26 protein-coding genes are annotated in these 24,965 nt (G+C 60.2%); 9 read left to right on the top strand and 17 right to left on the bottom strand.

Features of this window, described 5'->3' with window-relative positions:
- Positions 1 to 57 precede the first annotated feature (57 nt).
- The 4 genes from V7660_RS14650 to V7660_RS14635 form a co-directional block, all read right to left on the bottom strand.
- Positions 58 to 2,145: a catalase gene (locus V7660_RS14650; RefSeq protein WP_335603799.1), complete on the bottom strand. Its 2,088-nt coding sequence runs from the start codon at positions 2,143 to 2,145 to the stop codon at positions 58 to 60.
- A gap of 156 nt (positions 2,146 to 2,301) precedes the next feature.
- The gene (locus V7660_RS14645) at positions 2,302 to 2,748 is read right to left on the bottom strand and encodes a PA2169 family four-helix-bundle protein (RefSeq protein WP_335603798.1); all 447 of its coding nucleotides are present in this window, start codon (positions 2,746 to 2,748) and stop codon (positions 2,302 to 2,304) included.
- A gap of 87 nt (positions 2,749 to 2,835) precedes the next feature.
- Complete coding sequence (locus V7660_RS14640; RefSeq protein WP_335603797.1) at positions 2,836 to 4,128, bottom strand: adenylosuccinate synthase; 1,293 nt, start codon at positions 4,126 to 4,128, stop codon at positions 2,836 to 2,838.
- 158 nt (positions 4,129 to 4,286) lie between these two features.
- Positions 4,287 to 4,907, bottom strand: coding sequence for a hypothetical protein (locus tag V7660_RS14635; protein ID WP_335603796.1), 621 nt, complete (start codon positions 4,905 to 4,907; stop codon positions 4,287 to 4,289).
- 326 nt (positions 4,908 to 5,233) lie between these two features.
- Between V7660_RS14635 and V7660_RS14630 the strand changes: the two genes are divergently transcribed.
- On the top strand, positions 5,234 to 5,938 hold the full coding sequence (locus V7660_RS14630; protein WP_335603795.1) for a DUF5343 domain-containing protein: 705 nt from the start codon (positions 5,234 to 5,236) through the stop codon (positions 5,936 to 5,938).
- A 152-nt stretch (positions 5,939 to 6,090) separates the two neighbouring features.
- Positions 6,091 to 6,285, top strand: a complete 195-nt coding sequence (locus V7660_RS14625) for a type II toxin-antitoxin system HicA family toxin (RefSeq protein WP_335603794.1) — start codon at positions 6,091 to 6,093, stop codon at positions 6,283 to 6,285.
- Here the strand turns inward: V7660_RS14625 and V7660_RS14620 are convergent.
- The 6 genes from V7660_RS14620 to V7660_RS14595 form a co-directional block, all read right to left on the bottom strand.
- A complete protein-coding gene (locus V7660_RS14620) occupies positions 6,282 to 6,530 on the bottom strand; it encodes a DUF1902 domain-containing protein (protein WP_335603793.1) in 249 nt (82 codons plus the stop codon). The two genes, V7660_RS14625 and V7660_RS14620, sit on opposite strands and share 4 nt — an antisense overlap.
- 263 nt (positions 6,531 to 6,793) lie before the next feature.
- Positions 6,794 to 8,260 carry a flavin-containing monooxygenase gene (locus tag V7660_RS14615; protein ID WP_335603792.1) on the bottom strand — a complete coding sequence of 489 codons (1,467 nt, stop codon included), beginning with the start codon at positions 8,258 to 8,260 and terminating at the stop codon, positions 6,794 to 6,796.
- A gap of 78 nt (positions 8,261 to 8,338) precedes the next feature.
- Entirely contained in the window at positions 8,339 to 8,920 is a 582-nt protein-coding gene (locus V7660_RS14610; RefSeq protein ID WP_335603791.1) for an acyloxyacyl hydrolase, read from the bottom strand.
- Positions 8,921 to 8,986: 66 nt separating this feature from the next.
- Positions 8,987 to 9,574, bottom strand: coding sequence for a flavodoxin family protein (locus tag V7660_RS14605; protein ID WP_335603790.1), 588 nt, complete (start codon positions 9,572 to 9,574; stop codon positions 8,987 to 8,989).
- 111 nt (positions 9,575 to 9,685) lie between these two features.
- Positions 9,686 to 11,281 (bottom strand): phosphoglycerate dehydrogenase, encoded by a 1,596-nt coding sequence (serA, locus tag V7660_RS14600; protein WP_335603789.1) that lies wholly within the window; start codon positions 11,279 to 11,281, stop codon positions 9,686 to 9,688.
- A gap of 31 nt (positions 11,282 to 11,312) precedes the next feature.
- Positions 11,313 to 12,476 carry a phosphoserine transaminase gene (locus tag V7660_RS14595; protein WP_335603788.1) on the bottom strand — a complete coding sequence of 388 codons (1,164 nt, stop codon included), beginning with the start codon at positions 12,474 to 12,476 and terminating at the stop codon, positions 11,313 to 11,315.
- A 136-nt stretch (positions 12,477 to 12,612) separates the two neighbouring features.
- Here V7660_RS14595 and V7660_RS14590 point away from each other — a divergent pair, with 136 nt between their 5' ends.
- Entirely contained in the window at positions 12,613 to 13,449 is an 837-nt protein-coding gene (locus V7660_RS14590; RefSeq protein ID WP_335603787.1) for a TauD/TfdA dioxygenase family protein, read from the top strand.
- On the opposite strand, the gene V7660_RS14585 is transcribed toward V7660_RS14590, so the two are convergent.
- A complete protein-coding gene (locus V7660_RS14585) occupies positions 13,446 to 14,096 on the bottom strand; it encodes a lysoplasmalogenase (protein WP_335603786.1) in 651 nt (216 codons plus the stop codon). The two genes, V7660_RS14590 and V7660_RS14585, sit on opposite strands and share 4 nt — an antisense overlap.
- 7 nt (positions 14,097 to 14,103) lie before the next feature.
- The gene (locus V7660_RS14580) at positions 14,104 to 14,502 is read right to left on the bottom strand and encodes a YkvA family protein (protein WP_335603785.1); all 399 of its coding nucleotides are present in this window, start codon (positions 14,500 to 14,502) and stop codon (positions 14,104 to 14,106) included.
- A gap of 65 nt (positions 14,503 to 14,567) precedes the next feature.
- Here V7660_RS14580 and V7660_RS14575 point away from each other — a divergent pair, with 65 nt between their 5' ends.
- Positions 14,568 to 15,347, top strand: a complete 780-nt coding sequence (locus V7660_RS14575; RefSeq protein WP_335603784.1) for an SDR family NAD(P)-dependent oxidoreductase — start codon at positions 14,568 to 14,570, stop codon at positions 15,345 to 15,347.
- A gap of 118 nt (positions 15,348 to 15,465) precedes the next feature.
- Here the strand turns inward: V7660_RS14575 and V7660_RS14570 are convergent, their stop codons facing one another.
- Entirely contained in the window at positions 15,466 to 16,227 is a 762-nt protein-coding gene (locus V7660_RS14570; protein WP_335603783.1) for a VWA domain-containing protein, read from the bottom strand.
- A gap of 195 nt (positions 16,228 to 16,422) precedes the next feature.
- Positions 16,423 to 17,316, bottom strand: a complete 894-nt coding sequence (locus tag V7660_RS14565; RefSeq protein ID WP_335603782.1) for an acyl-CoA desaturase — start codon at positions 17,314 to 17,316, stop codon at positions 16,423 to 16,425.
- A 223-nt stretch (positions 17,317 to 17,539) separates the two neighbouring features.
- On the opposite strand from V7660_RS14565, the gene V7660_RS14560 reads away from it, so the two are divergent.
- Together V7660_RS14560 and V7660_RS14555 are read left to right on the top strand one after the other, a co-directional pair.
- Positions 17,540 to 18,721: a hypothetical protein gene (locus V7660_RS14560; protein WP_335603781.1), complete on the top strand. Its 1,182-nt coding sequence runs from the start codon at positions 17,540 to 17,542 to the stop codon at positions 18,719 to 18,721.
- 281 nt (positions 18,722 to 19,002) lie between these two features.
- On the top strand, positions 19,003 to 19,548 hold the full coding sequence (locus V7660_RS14555; protein ID WP_335603780.1) for a thioesterase family protein: 546 nt from the start codon (positions 19,003 to 19,005) through the stop codon (positions 19,546 to 19,548).
- On the opposite strand, the gene cdd is transcribed toward V7660_RS14555, so the two are convergent.
- Positions 19,545 to 19,952 (bottom strand): cytidine deaminase, encoded by a 408-nt coding sequence (gene cdd, locus V7660_RS14550; protein ID WP_335603779.1) that lies wholly within the window; start codon positions 19,950 to 19,952, stop codon positions 19,545 to 19,547. The genes V7660_RS14555 and cdd overlap by 4 nt on opposite strands.
- A gap of 86 nt (positions 19,953 to 20,038) precedes the next feature.
- Here cdd and V7660_RS14545 point away from each other — a divergent pair, with 86 nt between their 5' ends.
- From V7660_RS14545 to V7660_RS14535, 3 genes are all read left to right on the top strand, one after another.
- Positions 20,039 to 20,962: a nucleoside hydrolase gene (locus V7660_RS14545; protein WP_335603778.1), complete on the top strand. Its 924-nt coding sequence runs from the start codon at positions 20,039 to 20,041 to the stop codon at positions 20,960 to 20,962.
- Positions 20,959 to 21,795: a ribokinase gene (locus V7660_RS14540; protein WP_335603777.1), complete on the top strand. Its 837-nt coding sequence runs from the start codon at positions 20,959 to 20,961 to the stop codon at positions 21,793 to 21,795. Before V7660_RS14545 ends, V7660_RS14540 begins: the two co-directional genes overlap by 4 nt.
- 86 nt (positions 21,796 to 21,881) lie before the next feature.
- Positions 21,882 to 22,685: a S1/P1 nuclease gene (locus V7660_RS14535; RefSeq protein WP_335603776.1), complete on the top strand. Its 804-nt coding sequence runs from the start codon at positions 21,882 to 21,884 to the stop codon at positions 22,683 to 22,685.
- A gap of 3 nt (positions 22,686 to 22,688) precedes the next feature.
- Here V7660_RS14535 and rpoN read toward each other — a convergent pair whose 3' ends face one another.
- Positions 22,689 to 24,179: an RNA polymerase factor sigma-54 gene (gene rpoN / locus V7660_RS14530; protein ID WP_335603775.1), complete on the bottom strand. Its 1,491-nt coding sequence runs from the start codon at positions 24,177 to 24,179 to the stop codon at positions 22,689 to 22,691.
- Positions 24,180 to 24,199: 20 nt separating this feature from the next.
- Positions 24,200 to 24,934 (bottom strand): LPS export ABC transporter ATP-binding protein, encoded by a 735-nt coding sequence (gene lptB / locus V7660_RS14525; protein WP_335603774.1) that lies wholly within the window; start codon positions 24,932 to 24,934, stop codon positions 24,200 to 24,202.
- Positions 24,935 to 24,965: the final 31 nt, after the last annotated feature.

Below are 24,965 nucleotides of genomic sequence, written 5' to 3'. Positions count from 1 at the left end.
AAGGCGACCTGGCCGCCTTCCTTGATGTTCGTTTCAATTCCAGGGCTGGGCCTTGCCCTAGCCGTCAAGGTCAACCATCGGTTCGCGATCCCAATGGCGGAGCTTGCCGAGTGTCTTCACGAAACCAGGTACATCTCCGGTCTTGCTGAGTGCGATACAGCCCTCATCCTTGGCATCCCAGACGCTGGCCTTCTCCATGAGAGGCTGGGCCGTTTCGACATAGCCGATGAATTTGCAATGCGCGAACGCATCCGCCACGAAATCCCGGCTGGGGGCGTCGTTCTTCACCATGTCCGCGCCGTCTTCTGAGATCAGCAGGGCGACGGCATCGAAGAGCACTGATGGACCACCATCGATCTTTTCGTCGGCCGCCATGTGGGATCCGTCACTGAGCGTGATCCCGCCCACTTTCGGGCTGATCAGCATCGTCATTCCGCCTGCCGAGGTGACTTCCTCTTTCAGCGCGTTCAGAAGGTCTGCATCCGCGCCGTCAGTGGCAAAGATCCCCAGCTTGCGGCCAGCGAAACTGCCCGGAGCATTCTTCAGGATGCTCAGGGGATCGGAGGCAGGTAGATCCGTGATGGGCGGGCTCGCCGGGTCAGCTGCTGGTGGCATGTCGGACACGCCGAGGCCATCCGCCACTTTCTTTGCCAGATCCTCATCAATGTTCAGCAGGTGCGACAGCATGCGAAGACGGATTTCCATCTTCTGAACCTTGCTGAGCTCGAAGGTCAGGGCATCTGCCATGTGCTTTTGCTCGACCTTGGTCTGGCTGACATAGAATTGGCGGGCCTGGCTGTAATGATCGGCAAAAGATTCCGGACGCAGGCGTGTCTTTTCTCCGCCGACGGACTCGGCGTAGGACCGGTATCCCTTGGCCGGATCTTCGCGCGGGCCGCCTTCTTCCGGTCCCCAGCTGTTGGGCTCGTAATTGGCGCGGCTCTTGGGGTTCTCCATCGCCATATGTCCATCCTGCTGGAAGTGGCGCATCGGGCATTGCGGACGGTTGATCGGGATATGCGTGAAGTTCGGACCGCCAAGGCGCTTCAACTGGGTGTCCAGATAGGAAAAGTTGCGGCCCTGCAGCAGCGGGTCGGCCGTGAAGTCGACGCCGGGCACAATGTTCTGGGTACAGAAGGCGACCTGTTCGGTCTCGGCGAAGAAATTATCGACGACACGGTTCAAGACCATACGCCCGACAATGCGAACCGGCACTTGTTCTTCGGGTATGATCTTGGTCGCGTCGAGCACGTCGAACTCGAAATTCTCGGCAAATTCCTCGTCGAACAGTTGCACGCCGAGCTCCCACTCAGGATAGTCACCCATCTGGATGGCATCCCACAGGTCTCGGCGGTGGAAATCCGGGTCGGCGCCATTGATCTTGAGCGCTTCGTTCCAGGCCACCGATTGGAGGCCCTGTTTTGGTTTCCAGTGGAACTTCACAAAGGTCGCTTTGCCGTCTGCATTCACAAACCGGAATGTGTGGACGCCGAAGCCTTCCATGAACCGGAATGAACGCGGAATGGTTCGGTCTGACATGATCCACATCACCATGTTCATGGATTCCGGCGACAGGGAGATGAAATCCCAGAAATTGTCATGCGCCGTCTGGGCCTGCGGGAAGCCGCGATCCGGGGCAGGCTTGGCTGCATGGATCAAATCCGGAAACTTGATGGCATCCTGGATAAAGAAGACGGGGATGTTGTTGCCGACAATATCCCAGTTGCCTTCCTTCGTGTAGAATTTCACGGCAAACCCACGCACATCGCGCGCCACATCGGGCGAGCCCTTGTTGCCAGCCACCGTGGAGAAACGGGCAAAGACATTCGTCTTCTCACCCTTTCTCTGGAAAATGTCTGCCGTGGTGATGTCTTCCAACGTGTCAAGCGTCTCGAAATAGCCGTGCGCGCCATAGCCTCGGGCATGCACGACACGTTCAGGAATGCGCTCATGATCAAAGTGGAAAATCTTTTCACGGAAGATGAAATCTTCGGTCAGCATCGGCCCGCGCGCACCAGCCTTCAAATGGTTCTGGTCGTCGGCGATTGGGACGCCTTGCTGGGTGGTCATGGTTTCGTGGCCATCCTCAGTCGTCTGATGAGGTGCGCCACCCTCGTCGAGGTGAAGGTCTGGTTTGTCTGACATGAGAGAATCCCGTTGGTTAAGAGGAATACTATTTCTAACGGCGCCAAGGCGCGGTTGGTTCCTCATGGCAGGCGGCTTTCTGAGTTACCCTCTGAAAAACAAAAAGGGGCAGCCCCGAAAAGGGGCCGCCCCGATATTTCTGCTGCATTTGGCCTCTTATGAGGTCATGCTGTCAGCAAAGCTCTCGCCTTCACGCGCGCTTGAATACGCTTCTTCGAGCAGCGCGCGGGCCTGGCCCTGAACTTCGGACTTTTCCAGCCGGTCCTTGATCGCCTTTGCGAGGTGCTCTTCGCCATCATCAATGGCTGAGAGCGCTGCCTTCTTGTCATCGCGGAACAGGGAAGAGAAGTCCGTGAAGCCGCGATGCAGTGCGCCCATGGCGCCACCATCTGTCTGAGGCTCGCCGCCAAGTGTCTGCACCTGCTGCTGGAAGCGGCTGATCAGGGCCGCGCGGTCACTGGCGCGTTGCTGGAACTGCGCGCGAAAGCCGAAGCTTTCGTCCGTGAGATCAGCGCACTTCTCGTAGCCCTTTTGGCTATCGATCAGCACTTTGGTGACGTCATTGAGGGCGTCGATTTCAGTCTTGTTCATAGTGTCGGACATGTCCGGTCTCCTTGTTGTCTGTCCTGATCAACAAGGTCGCGGCGTGTCAGTTCCAGCTGGGCTACCTAAAAAGATGGCAACCGTCTGCTAGCCCTCGAACGGGTCCTTCATCAGGATCACGTCCTCGCGCTCCGGTGAGGTGGAGACGAGGGCGCAGGGTTTGCCGACCAGTTCTTCGAGGCGGCGAACATATTTGACCGCTTCAGCCGGAAGGTCGGCCCAGGAGCGCGCGCCAGCCGTTGAGCCTTTCCAGCCCTGAAGCGTCTCATAGACGGGCTCCACAGCGGCCTGATCGGTCAGGCCGGCAGGGTAGTGGTCAATCGTCTCGCCATTCAGCCTGTAGGCGACGCAGACCTTGATCTCGTCAAAGCCGTCCAGCACGTCGAGCTTGGTCAGGGCGAGGCCGGTAACGCCGGAGGTCGCGCAGGCCTGACGCACCATGACGCTGTCGAACCAGCCGCACCGGCGGGCGCGGCCTGTGTTCACGCCGACTTCGCGGCCGACGGTGCCGAGGCGGTCGCCGATCTCATTATCCTGTTCGGTGGGGAAGGGGCCTGAGCCGACGCGCGTCGTGTAGGCTTTGGCGAGGCCCAGCACATAGGAGATCGCGCCGGGACCGACACCTGACCCGGCAGAGGCATTACCAGCCACCACATTGGACGATGTGACGAAGGGATAGGTGCCGTGGTCGACATCCAGCATCACGCCTTGCGCGCCTTCGAACAGGATGCGCTTGCCGGCGCGGACCTGTTCGTCGAGCAGTTTCCAGACGGGTTTGGCATAGGCCAGGATCTGGTCCGCGATCTTCAGGAGTTCGGCCTTCAGGGCTTCCCCGTCCGGCTCCGGCAGGCCGACACCGATGCGCAGCGGCTTGTGGTGGGCCAGCAGGCGCTCGATCTTCATGTCGAGGGCGGCGGGGTCTGCAAGGTCTGCGACGCGGATGGCGCGGCGGCCGACGCGGTCTTCATAGGCCGGGCCGATGCCGCGCTTCGTGGTGCCGATCTGGCTGGCGCCGAGCGCGCCTTCGCGGGCCGCGTCAATATCCTTGTGCCAGGGGAGGATGAGGGAGGCATTGTCGGCGAGCACAAGCGTCTCAGGTGTCACTTCGACGCCCTGGGCCTGGATGCCCTTTATCTCTTCCAGCATGTGCCACGGATCAACCACGACGCCATTGCCGATGACCGAGAGCTTGCCGCCGCGCACGAGGCCGGAGGGGAGCAGGGCCAGCTTGAAAACCTTGCCGTCAATGACCAGCGTGTGGCCGGCATTGTGACCGCCCTGAAAGCGGACGACCACATCGGCGCGGCTGGACAGCCAGTCGACGATCTTGCCCTTGCCTTCGTCGCCCCATTGGGCCCCGACAACCACTACTCCGGCCATGATTCCTGCTCCTGCAAAGTCCGCGGCGACATGGGCAGGATTTGGCCACCAATTGCAAGAGGGGGGAATGAAATCCCTTTGTCGCAGGCGGGCGCGGATGCGCCCCTATCCGGACACGCGGCCTGCGCTCCGGCAATCGGTCTGCATGTGGCGCGGGCTCAGCCGGACTCCTCCCATGTTGCCTCAAGCGAGGCATTGAGGAGCCCCGGCAGCGCCGTGGACAGCGCCCCGAGTTCCGGGGACAGCCGGAACGCGCTGTGCGCATGTCCTGCCATGGGCCTCGGTTCGCCCCTGGCCTTGAGGCGCTGGATGAACCGGGCAAGGCGCTTGGCGGCGCTGTCCGGGGATTTCAGGACGCGGCGGATCGCCTGGATGCGTGCGAGCAGTCTTGCGGTCGGGACCGGTCCTTGTGGTCCATAAGAGGTCCCGAAAGTGTCCATAACTGGTCCAGACGGAAATGGGCCGCCAGCACGGGGCAGCAGCGCGAAACAGGAGTCTGCCACACCGGGGAAGGTGACAAGTTCGACGCCCTCCGGCAGGCCGGGGGCCGGGGCGCGCTTGCGCGGCGGCGCGAACACGATGTGCAGGCTGAGCGCCATGAGGGTGAGCAGCCGCCGGACGATCTGTTCAATTTGTTTCAGGCGGCCATTTGCCTTGGCACGGCGCGTGCGCGGCATCTTTTCGGGCCGCAGATGCAGATTGTCCCGCGCGACCAGATCGGTCAGCGCGCGCTCGGCAACTTCCAGCCCCATGCTGAGGAAAGACCGGTCAACACTCATGGGCCCAAGTGTGAGGGCGATGTGCGTCAGACGAATTGGGGGGGTGCTTATCTCACGGGAGGAAGGACTCCATTCATTACCACATCGCGAGGCTCCCCCCTCATGGAAAACTCGACAGTCTGATTCTCCACATCTTTATACGGCGCAAAAGGCAAACGAGGGCGACGCCCTCGTCCATGCGGACATACGCGTGAAAGCGCCCAGCCCATCCGCCCGACGCGGATGAGGCTTTTGAGATTCTGCGCCGCTGCGATACTTCTCTGTTGACCTCTGTGTGGCGATATCATACAAAGTCGCCACGCAACGCCACACAGAAAGAAGAGTCGATGTCTGACAAGTCCCCCTCAATCTCTCCGCCTTACGCCTCTTTCAGCTCTTTTATAAATATTTTCAATAAGTTAAAAGAATCTGGTGTGCCCAGTCGGATTGATCCATCGGTCTTCGGCAACGCCTCCGGCAGCATCATCTATAGTGTGCTTGCTGCCTTAAAGTACCTCAAGCTGATTGATGAAGAAGGCAAACCCGATGACCGGTTCAAGGCATTTGCGAGCGCATCAGATGATGAGCGACCCGCAATACTGGCCAGCATCATAAAGGCCGGCTATCCTACTCTCTTTGCGGATGGAATCGACCTGACAAAGGCCACTTCAGGTGAATTTGATGAGCATCTGCGCACCCAGTTTGAAATTCAGGGGTCTACCGTTGACAAGGTGGCGACCTTCTTCATCGGCGCGGCGAAATTCTCCGGAATTGAGATTTCCCCCCATATTGCCAAAAGGAAGGCCGCATACTCCTCGCCTAGCTCCCGTAAGAGTTCGAGGCAGCGCAAAAAAGGCGGGGATGATGACGCAGCTTTGCAGCCCCCGCCGCCTTCTTCGCCAGCGGCAAACGTAATTACAGAGAAGGCTTTGGAGTACCGATTAGTCGATCTGATGAAGGAGGCCGCTGGTGACACTCAAGTTATGAGCGCCATCGTAACCGTAATCACTTGGCTGCAGACACGGGAAGTAAACGGGGAGGCCGAAGAATGATTTAAATATTTCACCCCGGTTGAGATCACACTTCTGCTGGGTCGGCACGCACTTTAGGGGGCCAGAGCGCCAAGTGCGAGAGCAATTCGCGTACACCGCGAAGAATAGCAAACGCTTGCTAGACCGTTTCATATGCAACTACGAGGGCCATCATGGCCAAGGGCTTTTACAAACCATTAACCGGAATTCTCAAAAAACATGGCTGGGAATTTCACCGGCAGTGCAAAGGCAGCCATGAAATGTGGATCGGCCTAGATGGGCGGAAAATATCATTCCCGTCCAACGTTAAACGCAGGGCGACCGCAAACGACGCATTGAAACAAGCGAAAATCAAAGAAAAGATCTAAGCTGCAACCGCTTTGCGGGGAGCGCAGGCAACCGCCTCAGCCTTAACCTGGATAGGAATATCGCCACAGCCATCATCTCCATCCGCAGCGTCGATCAGTTCTGCTGCGACATCGCAAACGACTTGCCGGAATTGCTCCAATGTCTCAGCTTCGACAACTAGGCCGGGGATGTTGCTAGTTTTAACAAACCATACGCCTTCCTCTTCGTCCCATTGGGTGAGAACTACGTATTCTTGCGATGACATTGGGTGTGCTCCTTCACGTTTCCAATATATCGGCAATTCCGATAATGGGAACCAATAGTTTCCATCTGATGACGACTATGCCGTCATATTGTGGCTTTCTATGCAACCTTAAACGCCTATTTGTGAACCCAGTTGCAACAAAATTAGTTTATTGGGCGATTTTCCGAAGTGTACGAGCGGAGCTTGTAAGGCGAATTCATTACGCCATCTCCTATTTTGTACTGTCTTCCCGGAGGTGAAGAAACAAACCTCTCGTAAGCCCCTCACACCAGTTCATAATCCTTCAGCTTCACCTCGGCGACGGCGTCGGCATAGGCGCGGGTGTGGCCGCCCCAGTTCTGGGTGATCTTGCCGGAGCCGGTCTTGTACCAGCTGTTGCAGGCGGGATCGGCCCAGACCGTTTTCGAGAGCTTTTCCTGCAGATCCTTGTTGAAGGCCTCCTGCGCCGCTTCGGTCGGAACGAGGGCGGCGGCGCCTTTCTCGTCGAGCGCCTGCAGGGCCTTGATCGTGTATTCGACCTGACGTTCCAGCATGAAGGTGATGGAGTTGTGGCCGAGATTGGTGTTCGGGCCATAGAGGACAAAGAGGTTCGGAAACCCGTTCACGGTGATGCCAAGATAAGCCTCCGGACCGTCTTCCCACGCATCGGCGATGGATTGGCCCTTCCGCCCGACCACATCCACCGACCAGCGCCAGCCGGTCGTTTCGAACCCGGTGGCAAAGGCGATCACGTCATACTCATGCACTTTGCCGTCCACGGTCTTGATGCCCTCCGGCACGATCTCCGCGATGTGCTCGGTGATCAGCTCGACATTCGGCTCCATCAGCGTGGTGAAGTAATCGTCCGAAATCAGGATGCGGCGGCAGCCGACGGGGTAATCCGGGGTCAGCTTCTTGCGCAATGCCTCGTCTGGCACCTGTTCGTGCAGATGGTCGGTTGCAAGGCGCGTGAAGTGCGCCCGGCCTTCGGGGGTCCACTGGAAGGCTTGCCAGAAGAAATAGTCGGCATTCTCGTAGATCAGCTTGCGGTTCATTTCAGCGAATTCCATCGCCTTTTCCGGAATGGTGAACATCAGCGCCATTTCTTCCGGGGCAATGAAGCGGTCATTGCGCGGGATCACCCAATTGGGCGAGCGCTGGAACACGCCGACCTTGGCGCAGGTCTTGGCGACTTCCGGAATGATCTGAACCGCGCTGGCCGCTGAACCGATAATGGCGATACGCTTGCCCTCAAGGTCGACCGAATGGTCCCATTCAGCCGAATGCATGACCGGGCCGTTGAAACTGTCCTTGCCGGGAATGTCCGGCCAGAAGGGGCGGTTCAGCTGGCCGAGCGCGCCGATGACAGCGTCCGCTTCGATCGTGTCCCCCTTGGAGGTCGTGACGCTCCATGTCTTTGTATCTTCATTCCAGACGGCTTCCTCTGCGGACTCGTTCAGGCGGAGGTTCGGGCGCAGCTGGTAGCGGTCGGTGATTTCTTCGGCATAGGCCTGGATTTCCGCCTGTTGCGGGAAGACGCGCGTCCAGTTCATGGATTGCGCGAAGGAGAGCTGGTAGGCGGCCACCGGCACGTCACAGGCGCATCCGGGATACGTATTCTGCGCCCACGTCCCGCCGACGCGGTCTGCCTGTTCCAGGATCGTGTAGGCGTAGCCGGCCTCCTGCAGCTTGATGGCCGCAGTCAGGCCGCCAAGGCCAGCCCCGATGATGACAATATGCTTATCCGGCATGCGTGTTCTCTCCCATTATATTTTGGGGAGAGAGTGTCACGATGCCTGCGTTTCACAAGGGGTTCCGCAGCGCGAGCCCTAATCGTCAAACGTGTAGGACACCCGGACACCGATATTGTCGATGCCCTGGTTGCGGCCGTTTCCGAGGACCTGGCCATGACTCAGATGCTCATACATGAGTTCCGTGCCCCAGGTCTCGTTGATGTCGTAGTGGAGGCCGAAGGTTGTCCGGAACAGGTCGCGCGAGCCAAACAGAACATGCTCTTCGGTGAAGGCGTCGCCTTGAGGATCGCCTTGGGGGAAGGGGCTCGCCAGTTCCCCGTCATGCACGACATAGCCAAAGCTTGGCTCGAAGGCCCATTTGTCCGCAAATTGGAACGACCAGTGAAGGCCAAAGCCCCCGAAACTCGTATCGCCCTGCGTGTTCAGGCTGCCCATGACATAAGGCTTCGGGCTCCAGATGAGGTCGAGAAAATCGGGGGAGGCGAACAGGAGTTCGGCGCTGATATTCTGGCCCGGCTCCTTGTCGGCATTGTCGCAGTCGAGGACGCAGATATTCTCCTGCATGACGCCCAGCCGGGCCTCGCTGACAATGTCTGCCTGTGCGGTTCCGGCGGTGAAGGCAAGTGTCGAGAGAAGGAAAGTGACGGCGCGGTTCATTCATTACCCCTTTGTAAGGTTAATCCCCAAGATGGAAGTCAACGCCGCGCCGTCAAGCGCGTTCCGTTACGCCTTGCCACGAACCCAGCGAAGGGTGGCTTTTGCGACACGCTCGCCAAACAGTTCAGCGGTTTTCAGGTCGGCGGCGTCGGGGCCGTCCTCGGCCGACAGATCGGTCAGGGCCTGAGTGGCGAGACCGTTGGAGTGACCGGCGCGGTTGAGCGCTTCACCGAATTGGTGGCTGGAGGCATTGAAGCCGGACTTCATGCCGAAATTCACCCAGATCATGCCTTGCTGGGCGGCGAGGGTGGCGAACTGGGCGAGCGTACCGGACTTGTCGCCGGCCAGAGAGCCGGAATTGGTAAAGCCTGCGGCGATCTTGTCTTTCCAGGCATCCGTGAACCAGGCCTTGGAGGAGGCGTCCATGAATTGTTTCATCGGGGCAGAGGCGGAGCCCATATAGGTTGGCGCGCCAAAGATGATGGCGTCGGCGGCTGCGAGCTCATCCCAGGGGCCGCTCTCCGGGGAAGCCAGATCCTCTGCCTTGTAGAGGGTGACGTCTGACCCGGCCTCTGCAGCGCCCTTGCGGACATGTTCGGTGACTTTGGCCGTATGGCCATAGCCGGAATGATAAACGATTGCGATCTTCGCCATGGGAAACCCTTTCATGTTGAAAGGAGCAAATAAGGCGGGCCATTCCGTGGAACAGCCCGCTCTGATTGAATAGGATTTATGCGCGTCCGGTATGAAACGCGGCGTGAAGCCCTAGAAGGTCAGCACTTTCGCATAACGGACCTGGGGCAGGGCCTCGAGCGTTTCCATCATGTCTGCGGGCGGCGCCGCATCAATGCCAATCAGCGCAATGGCTTCTTCGCCGGCCGCCGTGCGGCCCAGATGGAAGGTGGCGATATTGATGCCGGATTCGCCCAGCAACTGGCCGAGCGCGCCGATGAAGCCCGGCTTGTCGAGATTGTTGACGTAGAGCGTGACCGGCGAGAAATCGCCTTCCAGCGCCATGCCCTTCACTTCGACAATGCGGGGCTGTCCGGCGATGATCGTGCCGGCCAGTGTGCGCCAGCCGCCCTCGGGGGCGTTCTTCGTGGCCTTGGTCTTCACCTTGACGCGTATCAGGCTGTCATAGACCGGGCTGTCCTCGGTCTTGGTCTCGGTCAGCTTGACGCCGCTGTCGGCAAGGATCGCCGGGGCGGACACCATGTTCACATCACCGCGCGAGGCGCGCAGCATGCCGGCCAGCAAGGCCGCCGTGAGTGGCTTGCGGTTCAGGTCGGCGACTTCGCCTTCATATTCGATGACGACTTCATCATAGCCGAAATCCGAAATCTGTCCGGCAAAGCTGCCGAGCTTTTCCGCCAGCGCTGCAAACGGCTTGATGCGGGGGGCTTCCTCGGCGGTGATCGACGGCATGTTCAGCGCATTGGTCACCGCGCCGGAGAGAAGATAGTCCGACATCTGTTCGGCGACCTGCAGGGCAACATTCTCCTGCGCCTCGGCCGTGGCCGCGCCAAGGTGCGGCGTGGCGATGAAGTTCTTCGTGCCGAACAGAACATTGTCCTTGGCGGGTTCTACAGCGAACACGTCAAAGGCAGCGGCTTGGATATGCCCGCTTTCCAGCAGGTCCTTCACGGCTTCCTCGTCGACGAGACCACCGCGTGCGCAATTGACCAGGATCAGGCCCTTCTTTGTGGTCTCCAGCGCTTCGCGGGAAAGGACATTCCTGGTCTGCTCCGTCAGCGGAACGTGCAGTGTGATGACGTCTGCGCGGGCGAGGAGGTCTTCGAGTTCGACCTTTTCGACCCCCAGTTCCACGGCGCGTTCATCCGTCAGGAACGGATCATAGGCGGCGACCTTCATCTTCAGGCCGATGGCGCGCTCGGCGACGCGGCTGCCGATGTTTCCGCAGCCGATCAGGCCGAGGGTCTTGTAGGAGACCTCCGTACCCATATAGCCAGACTTCGGCCATTTGCCCTCTTGCGTCTCGGCATTCGCGGCAGGGATCTGGCGGGCAGCGGCGAACATCATCGCAATGGCGTGCTCGGCCGTCGTGATGGCGTTGCCAAACGGCGTGTTCATCACGACCACGCCCTTGGCGGTGGCCGCCTTGATGTCGATATTGTCGACGCCGATCCCGGCGCGGCCGATGACTTTCAGCTTGTCGGCGGCGGCGATCACGTCGGCGTCCGGCTTGCAGGCCGACCGCACGGCGAGGCCGTCATATTGCGGGATGATTTCGATCAGCTCGTCCTTGGACAGGCCGACCTTGATGTCGGTTTCGATGCCACGGGCCTTGAAGATGTCCACGGCGGCGGGGCTGAGTTTGTCAGCAATCAGAACTTTGGTCATGTTCAGTATCTCTTTTGAATAGGTGCGCGGGCTAGAGCGTTGCAGCTTCCTGGGCGAAGGCCCAGTCGAGCCACGGCGTCAGCTTGGCGACGTCGGACGGCTCAACGGAACCACCACACCAGATGCGCAGTCCCGGAGGAGCCTTTGCGTATCCGGCCGCGTCAAAGCAGGCATTCTCGGCTTCCAGCCGTTTCATCATCGCCTTCACGAAGGCGCGCTGGGCGTCCTCGTCGAGACCGGCCACGCGGGGATCAACGATCTTGAAGGTCACGCCCGTATTGGAGCGGACATCCGCATCCGGACAGAGGAAATCGACCCAGTCGGTCTTGGCGACCCAGTCCGTGAGATGTGCAAGGCTCTCATCGGAGCGGGCTTTCATGCCCTTCCAGCCGCCCAGGCTTTCGCACCAGTCGAGCGCCTGCAGATAGTCTTCCACGCACAGCATGCTGGGCGTGTTGATCGTGGCGCCAGCGAAGAGGTCTTCGTTCAGCTTGCCGCCCTTGGTCATGCGGAACAGCTTCGGCAGGGCCCGGTCCGGCGTATAGGTTTCGAGACGGCGCACGGCGTTCGGTGACAGGATCAGCATGCCGTGGGCCGCTTCACCGCCGAGGCATTTCTGCCAGGAATAGGTCACGACATCGAGCTTGGCCCATTCGATATCCTGCGCGAAGGCGGCCGAAGTCGCATCGCAGATCACGACGCGGTCGGGGTTCGGCTTGATCCAGTCGGCGTTCGGCACGCGCACGCCAGAGGTCGTGCCGTTCCACGTGAAGATGATGTCCGCATCATCGCGCGCCTTGGAGAAATCCGGCAGCTCGCCATAGTCGGCGCCATATGTTTCGCACTCAGGCAGCTTCAATTGCTTGGTGGCATCGGTGACCCAGTCCTGGCCAAAGCTTTCCCAGGCGAACACGTCCACGGGCTTCGCGCCCAGCATGGACCACATGCACATTTCGACGGCGCCGGTGTCAGACGCAGGCACGATGGCCACGCGATAGTCGTCCGGAATGCCGAGAATGGCTTTGGACCGGTCAATCGCGGCCTTCAGCTTCTTCTTCGCATCGCCGGAACGGTGCGAGCGGCCAAGAGCGGCAGTTTCGAGTTTTTCGAGTGAAAATCCGGGACGCTTAGCGGTCGGGCCGGAAGAAAAGTGCGGGCATGCTGGCAGCACGCCGGGTTTGGCGACATTCGTCATCTGTTTTTACTCCTATCCTCACAGATAGGCTGGGCGCCGTTGGGGGCGCCTGGCCCGCCGCGTCTGTCTCACATTTCCATGGAGGGCGCAAATGACATTATTGCGTCCCGCGCAGCGGGGTGCTTCATTTCAGCTCATGACCCTCACCATTCACCGCCTGTCGGGCACACTCGGCGCAGAAATCCATGGGGCTGACCTCATCGGCGATCTCTCCAACGCGGCCTTTGATGAAATCCATCAGGCCTTTCTCGATCACAAGGTGATCGTCCTGCGCGGGCAGAATGGCCTGACGCCAGACCAGCAGAAGGCGTTTGCTCGTCGGTTCGGCACGCTGAACATCCACCCCTATGTGAAGGGCATGGACGACCATCCGGAACTGATGGAAATCATCAAGGAACCGGACGAGAAAACCAATTTTGGCGGTGGCTGGCATTCCGACATGAGCTTCCTTGAGGAGCCAGCGCTCGGCTCGGTCCTGCATGCCATCGACGTGCCGCCCTATGGTGGGGACACATTATTCGCTGACCAGCAGGCCGCCTATGACCGTCTGTCCGATGGCTTGAAGAAGACCCTCGAAGGGATGACCGCCATCCATACGGCCAGCAAGGAATACGGCGCCGATGGCTATTCCGCCGCCGTGCGCCAGTCGATGGATGCCAAAGCCGCCCCCGATGCGCCGGAATACGAACACCCCGTCATCCGCACGCATCCGGAGACGGGCCGCAAGGGCCTGTTCATCAACCCGGCTTTCACGCTGCGCTTTGCCGGCTGGAGCCGCAAGGAAAGCCGGGCGCTGCTCAATTATTTGTTCGACCTGTCACGGGAAGAGCGCAACACCTGCCGCGTGCGCTGGCAGGAAGGCGACGTGACGATGTGGGACAATCGCTGTGTCTGGCATTATGCGCTGAATGATTATCACGGCCACCGCCGCCACATGCGCCGGGCCACGATCAATGGCGACAAGCCGCGTTAGGCTGCTACGGCAATCATGCCCCAGGCGATCAGGGCCTGACCAAAGAAATAAAGTCCCCAGACCAGAAGCGACGAAACGAGCTGTGGCGGCGCGCCTTCGGGCCGCGTGAACAGCTGCCGCGCGAGGATCGTGTCGGAGGCGACGAACATCATCGCGCCAATCGTCACCAGCAAGTATTGCGGGTCCAGCCGGAGCGCGAGCACACCCATCAGCAGGATGATGCCCGTATAGGCAAATACCGGGATGCGCATGTCGCCCAGGGAAGGGGACAGCCAGCGCACATAGGCCACGCCGCCAAGCGCAAGCCCGAACTGCGCCGCAGGAACGAGCCAGTTCTTCTCCGCCAGGGGCAGGCCCCAGAAAAGGACAACATAGGCGACATGTGCGAGGAAGAACGCCGCCATGCCGGGCTTCAGCCATTTCTCACCGTCCAGAGCGAGAAACGCATCCCCAAGCGATGAGAGCGCCAGCGCCGCTACGAGCAGGAGTGGTCCCCCGGCCAGATACGCGAACAGGGCCAGAAGAGTCGTCGAGCCTGTCTTCACGACCACGCGCGGAATGCTGCTTCCGTCGCGCCAGCACCAGAAGACCCAGAAAAGCACGCCAAGCGCGATGGCGCCTGCCAGCGCAAGAAAGTCGGGGGTCATAAGGAAATCAGTCCTGCTTTATCGGTTCCGGCAAGCGGAGCAGGCGTCTCGCCATGCCGCGATGCCTGTCTTTGACATGCATACCGACAATGCCGAGGGCGGTGGCCAACACGGTCGCATCATCGGTGAAGCCGAGCCCGGCCAGGAAATCCGGCAGCAAATCGACGGGCATCACGAAATAGGCGCCGGCGGCAAACAGCACGCCTTTGGCCTTCAGCGGCGTGCTCGGATCGCGCGCAGCAAAATAGGCTGCCGCAAGGTCATCCGCGAACGGGATCTTTCCGGCAACGCGCAGCAGCTTGGGCACGAGACCTTTCGTGCGACGTTCCATGCGCTCAACCGATTGCGGCGTGAACCGTCCCTCGGCATCCTGAACCATGTTGATAATTTCCGCTGCGTCAGACATTGCGAACTCCTGTCAGCACTATAGACCAACAGTGTATCAACAAAAACAAGGGAGGGCAGCAGCCCATGGAACTGAACTCGAATATCTCTGCCGTTATTACAGGTGGCGCGTCCGGCCTCGGTGCTGCAACCGCTCGTAAACTGGCTTCGCAGGGCGTCAAAGTCGCTCTTTTCGATCTCAATGAAGAGAAGGGCGAAGCTCTCGCCAAGGAACTCGGTGGTGTCTTCTGCAAGGTGAACGTCACAGATGAAGAGTCTGTAGACGCCGGTTTTGCCAAATCCCGCGCCGCCATCGGCCAGGAACGCATCCTCGTCAATTGTGCCGGCACGGGCAACGCCATCAAGACGGCCAGCCGCAACCGCGAGACAGGCGAGATCACCCACTTCCCGCTCGACAAGTTCAACATGATTATTCAGATCAACCTTGTCGGCACATTCCGCTGCATCGCAAAGTCTGCGGCTGGCATGATGACGCTGGATCCAATTGAAGGCGAGCGCGGCGCAATCGTGAACACGGCGTCTGTTGCCGCGGAAGACGGCCAGATGGGACAGGCATCCTACTCGGCTTCCAAGGGCGGTGTGGTCGGCATGACCCTGCCAATCGCGCGCGATCTTGCCCGCGAACTGATCCGCGTCAACACGATCCTGCCGGGCATCTTCAACACCCCGCTGATGCAGGGCGCACCGGACAATGTGAAACAGGCGCTGGCCGCCTCGGTGCCAAACCCGGCCCGTCTCGGCAATCCGGACGAGTATGCATCGCTCGCCTGCGAGATGATCACCAATGGCTACTTCAACGGCGAAGACGTGCGCCTCGACGGTTCCATTCGCATGGCTCCGCGCTGATCGGTTCACGCCGTTTCAGAAACGCTTCAAAGGCCCGCTCCCGGTTCTCGGGGGCGGGCCTCTTTAATGGAAGCGGGCTACGAGGACGGAAAGGGAGCCCGGCTCCCGGTCGTCCCCTTTACTGTCCCTTGCGTTGTTTTACGCCTTCCTCGTCAGCAATCGCGCGATCTTCGTCATTGAAGATGATCTCTGCTTCCTCGCCCTTGCCATAGGCGCGGGATTTCTTGGCCAGCGCCGACATGGAATCCTGCATCGAGCCCTGGCCGACGGCCATGGTTTTCGAGGCGGAGACCCCAACGGCTTCGGCATCGTCAAAGCGGGCAAACTCGGCGCCGAGAAAAACGACTTCCCAGCCCTTGGCTTCGGCGCGGTCGAGTGCGGCCTTCACGCCGTCCCGGGTCAATTCGCGAGAGGAGTTTTCCAGCCCGTCCGTCATGATGACGATGACGGCCTTCTCTGGATCGTCGGCTTCCGCCAGCGACACCATGCGCCCGATGGCATCGAAGAGCGGCGTCATGCCGCGCGGATTGGCTTCCTCATTGGTGACATCGCTCCAGTCCTCGGCGATGACCTTTTCACGCAGGACATCGAATTGCATCCCGTCCTGGAAATCGAAAACGGCGAGCGTTACATCGGTTTCGATGTCGCTGCCCTCGATCTCCCCTTCTTCGGCCTCACCGACGCTGGCTGCGTAGGCATTCACCGAAGTGAGGGCTTCGTCCCAGATGCTGCTCATCGAGCCGGTGCGGTCGAGCAGGATGTAGGAATGCACCGCCCCCGGATCATCATCCGGCTCCGGGGCAGGTATCTTGGCCGAAGCCGGCCCCATCAGGGCGATGGCGGCTGCGCCGGCGGCGAGTGTTGTGATGAGCTTTTTCATGCGTGCGTCCCTGTCCAGAAATCTACATCGGGCCACCCGGCCTGATGCAAGTTAATCTCCGGGCGAAATCAGGCGCACATGTGGCATTAACGCGTTGTTAGAAAGGAAATCGGGTGCGAACGACTGTCCGCACCCGGTGAATATGAGCAGCTGTTCATTTTCGCTGCCCTGACCTGAAATTTCAGGATCGACGAGTCAGGCGAACTGGGGCGCGATTTTCAGATTTCGCACCCATCCGATCTTTTCCATGACCAGAAGGATCGTGCCATTATAGTCGACAATCCGGTTCCAGACGCCGCGGCGCGGACGGTGTAGCGCGCTGATGGGCTGGTCGTGGTGATGGTCGTGGAAGGCTTCGCCGCCTGTCAACAGCGCCATCATATGGTCAGCCCAGATTGGGGTTTTCAGATGGCCCAGCACGTTGATGCCATAAACGGTGGCATGGAACTGAATGGCGCGGCCAATCACAACCGACGCATGGATCAGTGCAGTTAGCAGCAATGAGCCACCAGCGGCCCAGACGATCAGATAGATCGCGGCCGGGATCACAAGATGAACGACGAGGCTGATCTCATTATAGAAGCGGTCCATCCACACTACAGCAGGCTGGTTCTTCAACCACATTGCCAGAGGGCGCTGGGTGTCGCGGTGGTCACGCCAAAGGATCCAGCCGACCCATGCCCAGCGCTTGGACTCGAACGGATTGTGCGGATCGCCCGGCTTGTCTGAAAAGCGATGGTGCTGGGAGTGATAGTTCACCCAGTCCTTCACATTGCCCTGCATGGCGATAACGAGATTCAGCATGGTCACGATCTGGCCGGGCATTGCCAGTTCGCCTGCGCGATGCTGCAGGATGCGGTGAAGCGGTCCGATGCCGGCATTGCAAACGAAGATCGAGGCGCCGATCACGGCGATGGCCAGCGGAACGTACCACCAGTGGAAGGTCAGCTGTGTCAGGGCAAGGCCGAGCACGACCATGGTGATGAACAGGGCGAGGCCGAGCGCCGGATAGCCAAAGGCCGAAAAGAAGCTCGCATGGTTGAAATTCTTCCATGTCTTTGGAATGGCGAGCGAGCGCGGCAGTGTCATTGAAGTTCCTCCTGAAAGCTCACTTGTGCGGGCCCTGGTTTTTTAGAAATGTCCGGCGGGCCGGATTAACACAGACTTAAAGCCGCAAGACGGTTGTCGTAAAGATGGAACCTCATCGTTGACGCAGTCGTGACCGGAACGTGCGGTCCGGGGGTGACGAACCGGCCCTGAACCCGCTAGAACACGTCGGGAACATGTGCCGGGCTATTGTGGGAGGCGCTGCATGGCGGACGACCGTCGCCAATTTGATCTGCAACGGCTCCGCGACCTCGGGCTGGATCTGGATTCCAGCCAGGATGAGGCCGAGCTGAAAAGCGTCTGCCGTCTGACGCAGGACTGTATCGAGGCTGGCGACAACAGCCTCACGCTGAACCAGCGAACCGAAAGATTCCATTGCAGCAATTGCGGACAGTCCGGCTCGTTCCGCGACCTTGTCCGCGCATTGGAGAGCGGTGACCTGGCGCATGAAGCCCAGGCACCGGCCATACTCGATGCCGAGTTCTCCGAAGCGCCTGTTCGCGCGACCCAGGCCGTGGTGCGGGCTGAGCCCAAGGTGATGCATCTGGGGGAAGGGCAGCGGGTCCGGTCCGAAAAGGAAATGCGGCAGGAGGAAAAGCAGGCGCGCAAGGCAGCCCGCGAGGGCCGTAATATGGGCGAGCGAATTATCATTACGCTCTTGGCGCTTGTCTTCCTGGGGGCGGGCCTCGCTGCGGCTGCCCTGTCCGGCTTTGCAAACTACCAGGCCTTTTCCCAATCGGTCGCGGATCCGCTCCAGTCGGGCGTGTGGGGATGGACCGGCGTGATTGCGGCGATCATCTCGTTCGGCGGCTTCACCTTCTTCTACTGGCACAGCGCCAATCACCGGATGAAAGAAGGCGTGCGCGCGCTGTTGTTTGCGCTTGCTGGTGGCGGGACGTCCATTGTCGGAACGCAAATGTACATCGCCGCGAACAATCAGGCGGCCGAGGCGGAGCTGGTACGTGCCGGGTCAAACCGGGACGTTCTTCAAACACAGATCGCCGACTGGCGGCGTCAGCTGGAGGGCATACCGCCCGAAACGCGCTCGGTTGAGGGGCTGGAAGCCTATATTGAGGAAGTCGAGCGCGTGGGGCGGACACACCAGAAGCCTTATCGGGATGCCCAGAACGAGTTGGGTCTGGCGCGCCGACGCGACGACCTCCTGGTTCGGATCGAAACAGCCAATGCCGAACTGCTCGGCACCGGCACGGGTGACATCCTCGTCGAGGCCCAGACACGCACCTCCATTCCCGGCTGGTTCTTCGCGCTCATGCTCGAACTTTTTTCCAGTCAGGGCACTTCCATCGGGCTGGTTGCGCTCCTGATCCTGTATGGCCGGTCGCGTGTTAATGCCGGCGAGGGGCCCGTTAACCAAGGCATTTCCTGAAAAAGGAACCGGGAGGCCTCTCACGCATAGACTAAATGAAGCAACGCTCTGGTGCTTCTCCATCAAGACTGAAACCGGCACAGAATGTGCCGGTTTTTTTCTGCCTTGCGTAATGTTTACTGCAATTCTGGCCCGCGACTTGCTGAGGCCCTCTGTGCCGGCTCACTCCGTTACAGGTGAGCGCGCAAGACGAGGGGATCCCAATGACGCAGCGTGATCTGATGCTTCAGGACGAAATCTCTGTTTACCATGATCTGGTGTGCACGAGGTAGAGTAAGTCCATGAATCTGTTCTTCAGGTTTCTTCGTATATTTCTTCCCGCCTTCTTCACGAAGAACCGGACGGGGCTGATGGATGTGCACACGATCCGGTCGGCCGTCTGGATCGGCGATCAGGATCCGTTGGGGCATATGACGAATTCGCGCTATTCGTCCTTCACCGATCTGGGGACCATGAATTATATGGGCCGGACGGGCGCGCTGATGACCTACCGCAAGCGCGGCTGGAGCCCGATCATCCAGCATGAATCCATCACCTTCTACCGGATGATGAAATTCCCGCAGAAATTCGAGCTGACGACCCAGCTGGTGGGCTGGCAGGATTGCTACATCTGCTTCCGCCATCGCTTTCACAGCAAGGGCAAACTCATCGCGGAAAGCCGTATGGTGGCGCGTCTCATGGGACGGCGGCGGCAGAAGGTGACGACGCAAATGGCGCTGGAGGCGATGGGACTGGACCTGGAAAGCCCGGAGCTCAGCCAGCGTTACCTTGACGCCATCGCAGACCTTCAGGCGCGCGACGCCGAACGGGAAGCCGAAAACATCTAGCGATCAAGCTCAAAGGCGTGTGGCAGCAGGTCTGCCATTTTCCATTCCTTGAGCGCCGTTCCGTCCGCGGCAAGCGCGTACACAACGCAGTCCGGGCTGCACAATTCGGCGATCCGCTGGCGGCAACCGCCGCAGGGGGACAGGTCGCCCTCGCCGCCGATGACGAGCACATGTGTGCAGGTCTTGCCGCCCGCCACCACCATGGCGCCCAGCGCGACAGCTTCGGCGCAGGTGCCAAGCGGATAGGCCGCATTCTCCATATTGCATCCCGCGAAAACGCGCCCCTGATCATCAAGGACGGCGGCGCCAACCTTGAATTTGGAATAGGGGGCATGGGCGTGTTCGCGTGCAGCACTGGCGGCGGCCTGCAGCCGCTCGATCAGGAAAGGGGAGGGGTTGGTCACGCAGGTATCCTCTGGCCAAGTGCGGGCTTCCTGCTTAGGCATTGTCGTCAGTCTTGTCACTCGATTGCCTGATCCCTCGGAGCCAGATGTCTCGTATTCCTCTTATAATTGATTGTGATCCTGGTGTGGATGATGCCGTCATGCTGATGATGGCGCTGGCCAGCCCCGATCTCGATGTACGCGCGATCACGGCGGTGGCGGGCAATGTCCCGCTGCACCTGACCAGCCGGAATGCGCGCATGATGTGCGACCTGATGGGCCGCAAGGAGATTCCGGTCCATGCCGGGTGCCCGCGTCCGATGGTGCGCACGCCGGTCACTGCGGAGGATTTCCATGGTGAAAGCGGGATTGCCGGGCTTGAACCGTTTGAGCCGGAAACGCCGCTTGCCGAAGCGCATGCCGTCAACGCGCTGATCGATCTGCTCCGCGCCGCCGGGCCGAAGGGCCTGTCGATTGTGATGACGGGGCCGATGACCAATCTCGCGACGGCGCTCATCATGGCGCCGGATATTGCGGCGAATATCGACCAACTGGTCCTGATGGGCGGCGCTGACAGCGAGGGCGGCAACATCACGCCCTTTGCCGAATTCAATGTCTTTGCAGACCCCCATGCGGCGGCTGTTGTTCTGGGGAGTGAGGCGTCAGCCACAATTCTCTCTCTGGATGTGACGCATCAGGTTCGGGCGCTCGACTCCCATCTGGCCCCCTTCCGCACACTGGATGGCGACCGGCCGCGCATCATGGTCCAGCTGCTGGAGGCCGCGAATGCCCTGGAACAGAAATGGAAGGGCAAGCGCACTCCGATGCATGATCCTTCGACCATTGCCTACCTGCTCGCGCCGCATCTGTTTGAGGGCCGCAAGGCAGATGTGACGGTCGAAACGGAGTCCGGGGCGCGGTTTGGTCAGACGCGTCCGTCCAGACTTGAAGCCGGTCGCCATACCTGGATCACCAAGGCAGACGCGGATGGCTTCTTTGCGCTGGTGAAGAATTTGCTGGAGGCGTCATGATTACCGTCGTTGGGTCCATCAATCTCGATATCGTGGCCACCGGGCCGAAACTGCCCCGGCCGGGCGAGACCGTGACAGGCGCAAAGCTTGCGCGCCATCCGGGCGGGAAGGGCGCGAACCAGGCGCTGGCCGCGCGGCGGCTTGGCGCAGATGTTCGCCTCGTGGGGGCGGTTGGCGCTGACGAGATGGCCGGGGAGGCGCTGAAACTCCTGCAGGCAGGCGGCGTTGACCTGTCCAGCGTCCAGCACGTGAATGGGGAGACAACCGGCGTTGCCCTGATCGCTGTGTCCATGGATGGCGAGAACCAGATCGTGGTCTGCCCCGGCGCGAATGCCGTCTTGCGCCCGGCAGATGTCGAATTCGTGGAGACCGAACACATGATGGGCGTGCTTGAGGTCAGCGCGGACACGCTGCTCGCTGCGGCGCGCAAGGCCACGGGCTTTGTCAGCCTGAACCTCGCGCCCGCCATGGAGGTGCCGGAGGAATTGCTCGCCGAAGCTGACCTGATCAGCGTGAATGAGACCGAAGCCGCCTTTTATGGCGGCGCGCTGCATCAGCTTGAGGCCTGCATCGCCATCTCGCTCGGCAGCGAAGGCGCGACGCTCTGGCGAAAGGGTAAGGAGATTGCCCGGGCAACTCCGCCGAAAGTGACTGTGGTCGATACGGTCGGGGCAGGGGACACGTTTACCGCAGCCCTCACGGTCGGCCTGATTGAAGGCCAGTCTCCTCAGGAGGCGCTCGCCTTTGCGGTTGCTGCGGGGGCCGTGGCCTGCACCAGGCCCGGCGCACAACCCAGTCTGCCGAAGCGCCTCGATCTCGACCCCTATCTCTGAGGATCAGGCGCAGGCGCCTTCATGCAATTGACGTATGCCCCCGCTAGGGCTTTCTGGGATTTGGTTTTGAAGGTTGGAGGATTCCCATGTTTCGATTGATTGTCAGCGCGCTGGCTGTGACGGCGCTCGCCCTTCCGGCATCGGCCTGGGGCAAGACTGGCCACCGGATCGTGGGAGAGGTCGCCACGACCTATCTCAGCGAACCCGCTGCAACAGCCATCGAAGACATTCTCGGGCCGGAAGGGCTCGCCGAAGCTGCCGACTGGCCAGACTATATGCGTTCCAATCCCGACTCCTTCTGGCGCTCGGAAGCCAATCCCTGGCATTATGTCACGATCCCGGAAGGGCAGACCTATGCGGATGTGACGCCCCCCGCGAACGGAGACGCCATCACGGCGCTCGCGAATTTCCGGGCCACTGTGCTCGATCCTGCCGCGTCCCTTGAGGAGCGCCAGCTGGCGCTGCGGTTCATCGTGCACCTTGTCGGGGATCTCCAGCAACCACTTCACGCCGGCAACGGCACCGACCGGGGCGGGAACTGGGTCGATGTCGTCTTCTTTGAAGAAATGTCGAATTTGCACGAGGTCTGGGACGAAAAGCTCATTCAGTATGAAGAGCTCTCCTATACCGAATGGGCCAACTGGCTGATCCAGAAAATCACCCCGGCGAATCTTGGAGAGTGGGGCGCTGCCATGCCAGCGCAGTGGGCCGACGAGAGCGCGGCCATTCGCGACACCATCTATCCAGAGTCCGAAATCCTGTCCTATGATTATGCCTATATGGCCCGGCCAATCCTGAACCAGCAGATGAGCAAGGGCGGCGTTCGTCTCGCCGCATATCTCAATGCGATGTTTGATCCGGCGATGACAGAGGTGCCAAAGGCAGAATAGGGCCTAGGCGCTGGCGCGGTTGATGCGACGGCGCTGGACGCTGGAGGGAATGTTCAGGCTCTCGCGATACTTTGCCACCGTCCGGCGGGCGATATCGACACCATAGCCGGTGAGGATTTCCACAATCTGGTCGTCGGAGAGCACATTGTCCGGCTCTTCACTGTCGATCAGCATCTTGATCCGGTGGCGGACGGCCTCGGCCGAGTGGGCCTCGCCGCCACCCGTTGCCGGAATCGAGGCGGAGAAGAAGTATTTCAGCTCGAACAGGCCGCGCGGGGTCGACATGTATTTGTTCGTCGTCACACGGCTGACCGTGGATTCATGCATCTCGATGGCATCAGCCACCTGTTTCAGGTTCAGCGGACGCAAATGCGCAACGCCATGCGCGAAGAAGGCGTCCTGCTGGCGCACAATCTCGCTGGCCACTTTCAGAATGGTACGTGCGCGCTGGTCGAGCGACTTGATCAGCCAGGTGGCGGAGGCGGCACATTCGGAAATGAATTCCTTCTCCTTGTCGCGCATCGGCAGGGCCGTGACTTCCGCGTAATAGGCCTTGTCCATCAGGACACGCGGAAGGTTTTCGGAATTCAGCTCCACCGCGTACATGCCATTCGGCATTTCCCGCACAAACACGTCCGGCGTCACCGCCACGGAGGCATCGCCCGCAAAATTCGATCCCGGCTTGGGCGACAGCTGGCGCAGCTCGGTCATCATGTCGAGCAGGTCTTCCTTGTCGACACCGCAGATCTCGGCAAGGCCCTTGAGATCGTGCTTGGCGACAAGCTGCAAATTCTTGACCATGGCTTCCATGGCCGGATCGTAGCGGCCGAGCTCTTTCAGCTGCAGGCCGAGGCATTCCGGAATTGAACGGGCCATCACGCCGGTCGGGTCAAAGCCCTGGCAGATATTCAGCACTGCCTCGACATTCGCGATGTCGGCGCCGAGCGCCGTGGCCACTTCATCAAGGTCGGCGCGCAAATAGCCGGTATCGTCTGTCTCGTCGATCAGGCGCGCCGCGATCAGGCGGTCAGCTGCGGACAGGCCGGCAAGGTTCAGCTGCGTGTGCAGATGTTCGTGCAGGGATATTTCGGAGCTGACATTGGCCGTGTAGTCGAAATCCTCGCCGGAGCCCCCCCCGCTGGCGCCTGACCAGTCGGTTTTGGCGGATGGGCCGGAACTGCCGGCGGGCATTGCGGCGTCAGAGCCTGTGCCCGGTTCGTAGACGTCCTCGCCCGGCGCATCAAGCTGGTCGCGCGCGGCGCCCAGACCGGAGGATTCATCCAGTGAGAGTTGTTCACGATTGTCCGCCTTCGGGCTTTCGGACTCGCTGGACGTGTCTTCCTCGGCCTTGTTCAGCAGGGGATTGCGCTCAATCTCCGCTTCAACGAATTCGGTGAGTTCCTGATTGGAAAGCTGCAACAGCTTGATCGCCTGCTGGAGCTGCGGCGTCATAACCAGGGACTGGCCCTGGCGCATGTCGAGTGACTGTTTCATTCCCAAGCCCGCGCCTTTCCTCAAGCGGCGAACTGTTCACCCAGATAGACCCTGCGCACGTCTTCATTCGTCAGCACGTCTTCCGGCGTACCATCAAACAGGACTTCACCTTCATACATCACATAGGCCTTGTCGACGATCTGCAAGGTTTCGCGCACCTGGTGGTCCGTGATCAGGACACCCAGGCCGCGTTGCTTCAGATAGCGGACAAGATCGGAAATGTCGGAAATGGCGAGCGGGTCGATACCGGTGAACGGTTCATCCAGTAGCATGAAGCTCGGACGGGATGCGAGCGCACGGGCAATCTCCACCCGGCGGCGTTCGCCTCCGGACAGGGATGTGGCCGCTTGGCCACGAAGGTGTTCCACGTGCAATTCGCTGAGCAGGCTATCGACCTGAGCCATTCGCTTCGCCCGGTCTTTTTCGACCAGTTCCGCAACGGCCATCACATTTTCTTCCACCGTCATGCCCCGAAAAATCGAGGCTTCCTGAGGAAGATAGCCCACGCCGAGGCGTGCGCGTTGGTACATGGGCAGACGGGTTACGTCTTCCCCATCAATCGAGATCGTTCCCGAATCTGCGCTGATGAGGCCCATGATCATGTAAAAGCAGGTCGTCTTGCCGGCCCCATTGGGTCCAAGCAGGCCGACAATTTCCCCGCGTTGAAGGCTCAGAGATACGTCTCGCACGACCTGTCGCTTGCCAAATGACTTGGCAATATTGTTAACGACAAGGCCTTCGGCCGAATCCGTCATCTCTGCTAAATTCCCTCAATCCACTGGGATT

This window comes from Hyphomonas sp., from assembly GCF_036964145.1.
GTDB lineage: Bacteria > Pseudomonadota > Alphaproteobacteria > Caulobacterales > Hyphomonadaceae > Hyphomonas.
The sequence above is the reverse complement of the archived record's forward strand: the minus strand, read 5'-3'. Positions and strand labels throughout refer to the sequence as shown.

What these genes read in the sequence shown, in the direction of transcription:
- V7660_RS14650 (WP_335603799.1), bottom strand. Translation starts at nt 2,145, where the DNA reads ATGTCAGACAAACCAGACCTTCACCTCGACGAGGGTGGCGCACCTCAT.
- V7660_RS14645 (WP_335603798.1), bottom strand. Translation starts at nt 2,748, where the DNA reads ATGTCCGACACTATGAACAAGACTGAAATCGACGCCCTCAATGACGTC.
- V7660_RS14640 (WP_335603797.1), bottom strand. Translation starts at nt 4,128, where the DNA reads ATGGCCGGAGTAGTGGTTGTCGGGGCCCAATGGGGCGACGAAGGCAAG.
- V7660_RS14635 (WP_335603796.1), bottom strand. Translation starts at nt 4,907, where the DNA reads ATGAGTGTTGACCGGTCTTTCCTCAGCATGGGGCTGGAAGTTGCCGAG.
- V7660_RS14630 (WP_335603795.1), top strand. Translation starts at nt 5,234, where the DNA reads ATGTCTGACAAGTCCCCCTCAATCTCTCCGCCTTACGCCTCTTTCAGC.
- V7660_RS14625 (WP_335603794.1), top strand. Translation starts at nt 6,091, where the DNA reads ATGGCCAAGGGCTTTTACAAACCATTAACCGGAATTCTCAAAAAACAT.
- V7660_RS14620 (WP_335603793.1), bottom strand. Translation starts at nt 6,530, where the DNA reads ATGTCATCGCAAGAATACGTAGTTCTCACCCAATGGGACGAAGAGGAA.
- V7660_RS14615 (WP_335603792.1), bottom strand. Translation starts at nt 8,260, where the DNA reads ATGCCGGATAAGCATATTGTCATCATCGGGGCTGGCCTTGGCGGCCTG.
- V7660_RS14610 (WP_335603791.1), bottom strand. Translation starts at nt 8,920, where the DNA reads ATGAACCGCGCCGTCACTTTCCTTCTCTCGACACTTGCCTTCACCGCC.
- V7660_RS14605 (WP_335603790.1), bottom strand. Translation starts at nt 9,574, where the DNA reads ATGGCGAAGATCGCAATCGTTTATCATTCCGGCTATGGCCATACGGCC.
- serA (WP_335603789.1), bottom strand. Translation starts at nt 11,281, where the DNA reads ATGACCAAAGTTCTGATTGCTGACAAACTCAGCCCCGCCGCCGTGGAC.
- V7660_RS14595 (WP_335603788.1), bottom strand. Translation starts at nt 12,476, where the DNA reads ATGACGAATGTCGCCAAACCCGGCGTGCTGCCAGCATGCCCGCACTTT.
- V7660_RS14590 (WP_335603787.1), top strand. Translation starts at nt 12,613, where the DNA reads ATGACCCTCACCATTCACCGCCTGTCGGGCACACTCGGCGCAGAAATC.
- V7660_RS14585 (WP_335603786.1), bottom strand. Translation starts at nt 14,096, where the DNA reads ATGACCCCCGACTTTCTTGCGCTGGCAGGCGCCATCGCGCTTGGCGTG.
- V7660_RS14580 (WP_335603785.1), bottom strand. Translation starts at nt 14,502, where the DNA reads ATGTCTGACGCAGCGGAAATTATCAACATGGTTCAGGATGCCGAGGGA.
- V7660_RS14575 (WP_335603784.1), top strand. Translation starts at nt 14,568, where the DNA reads ATGGAACTGAACTCGAATATCTCTGCCGTTATTACAGGTGGCGCGTCC.
- V7660_RS14570 (WP_335603783.1), bottom strand. Translation starts at nt 16,227, where the DNA reads ATGAAAAAGCTCATCACAACACTCGCCGCCGGCGCAGCCGCCATCGCC.
- V7660_RS14565 (WP_335603782.1), bottom strand. Translation starts at nt 17,316, where the DNA reads ATGACACTGCCGCGCTCGCTCGCCATTCCAAAGACATGGAAGAATTTC.
- V7660_RS14560 (WP_335603781.1), top strand. Translation starts at nt 17,540, where the DNA reads ATGGCGGACGACCGTCGCCAATTTGATCTGCAACGGCTCCGCGACCTC.
- V7660_RS14555 (WP_335603780.1), top strand. Translation starts at nt 19,003, where the DNA reads ATGAATCTGTTCTTCAGGTTTCTTCGTATATTTCTTCCCGCCTTCTTC.
- V7660_RS14545 (WP_335603778.1), top strand. Translation starts at nt 20,039, where the DNA reads ATGTCTCGTATTCCTCTTATAATTGATTGTGATCCTGGTGTGGATGAT.
- V7660_RS14540 (WP_335603777.1), top strand. Translation starts at nt 20,959, where the DNA reads ATGATTACCGTCGTTGGGTCCATCAATCTCGATATCGTGGCCACCGGG.
- V7660_RS14535 (WP_335603776.1), top strand. Translation starts at nt 21,882, where the DNA reads ATGTTTCGATTGATTGTCAGCGCGCTGGCTGTGACGGCGCTCGCCCTT.
- rpoN (WP_335603775.1), bottom strand. Translation starts at nt 24,179, where the DNA reads ATGAAACAGTCACTCGACATGCGCCAGGGCCAGTCCCTGGTTATGACG.
- lptB (WP_335603774.1), bottom strand. Translation starts at nt 24,934, where the DNA reads ATGACGGATTCGGCCGAAGGCCTTGTCGTTAACAATATTGCCAAGTCA.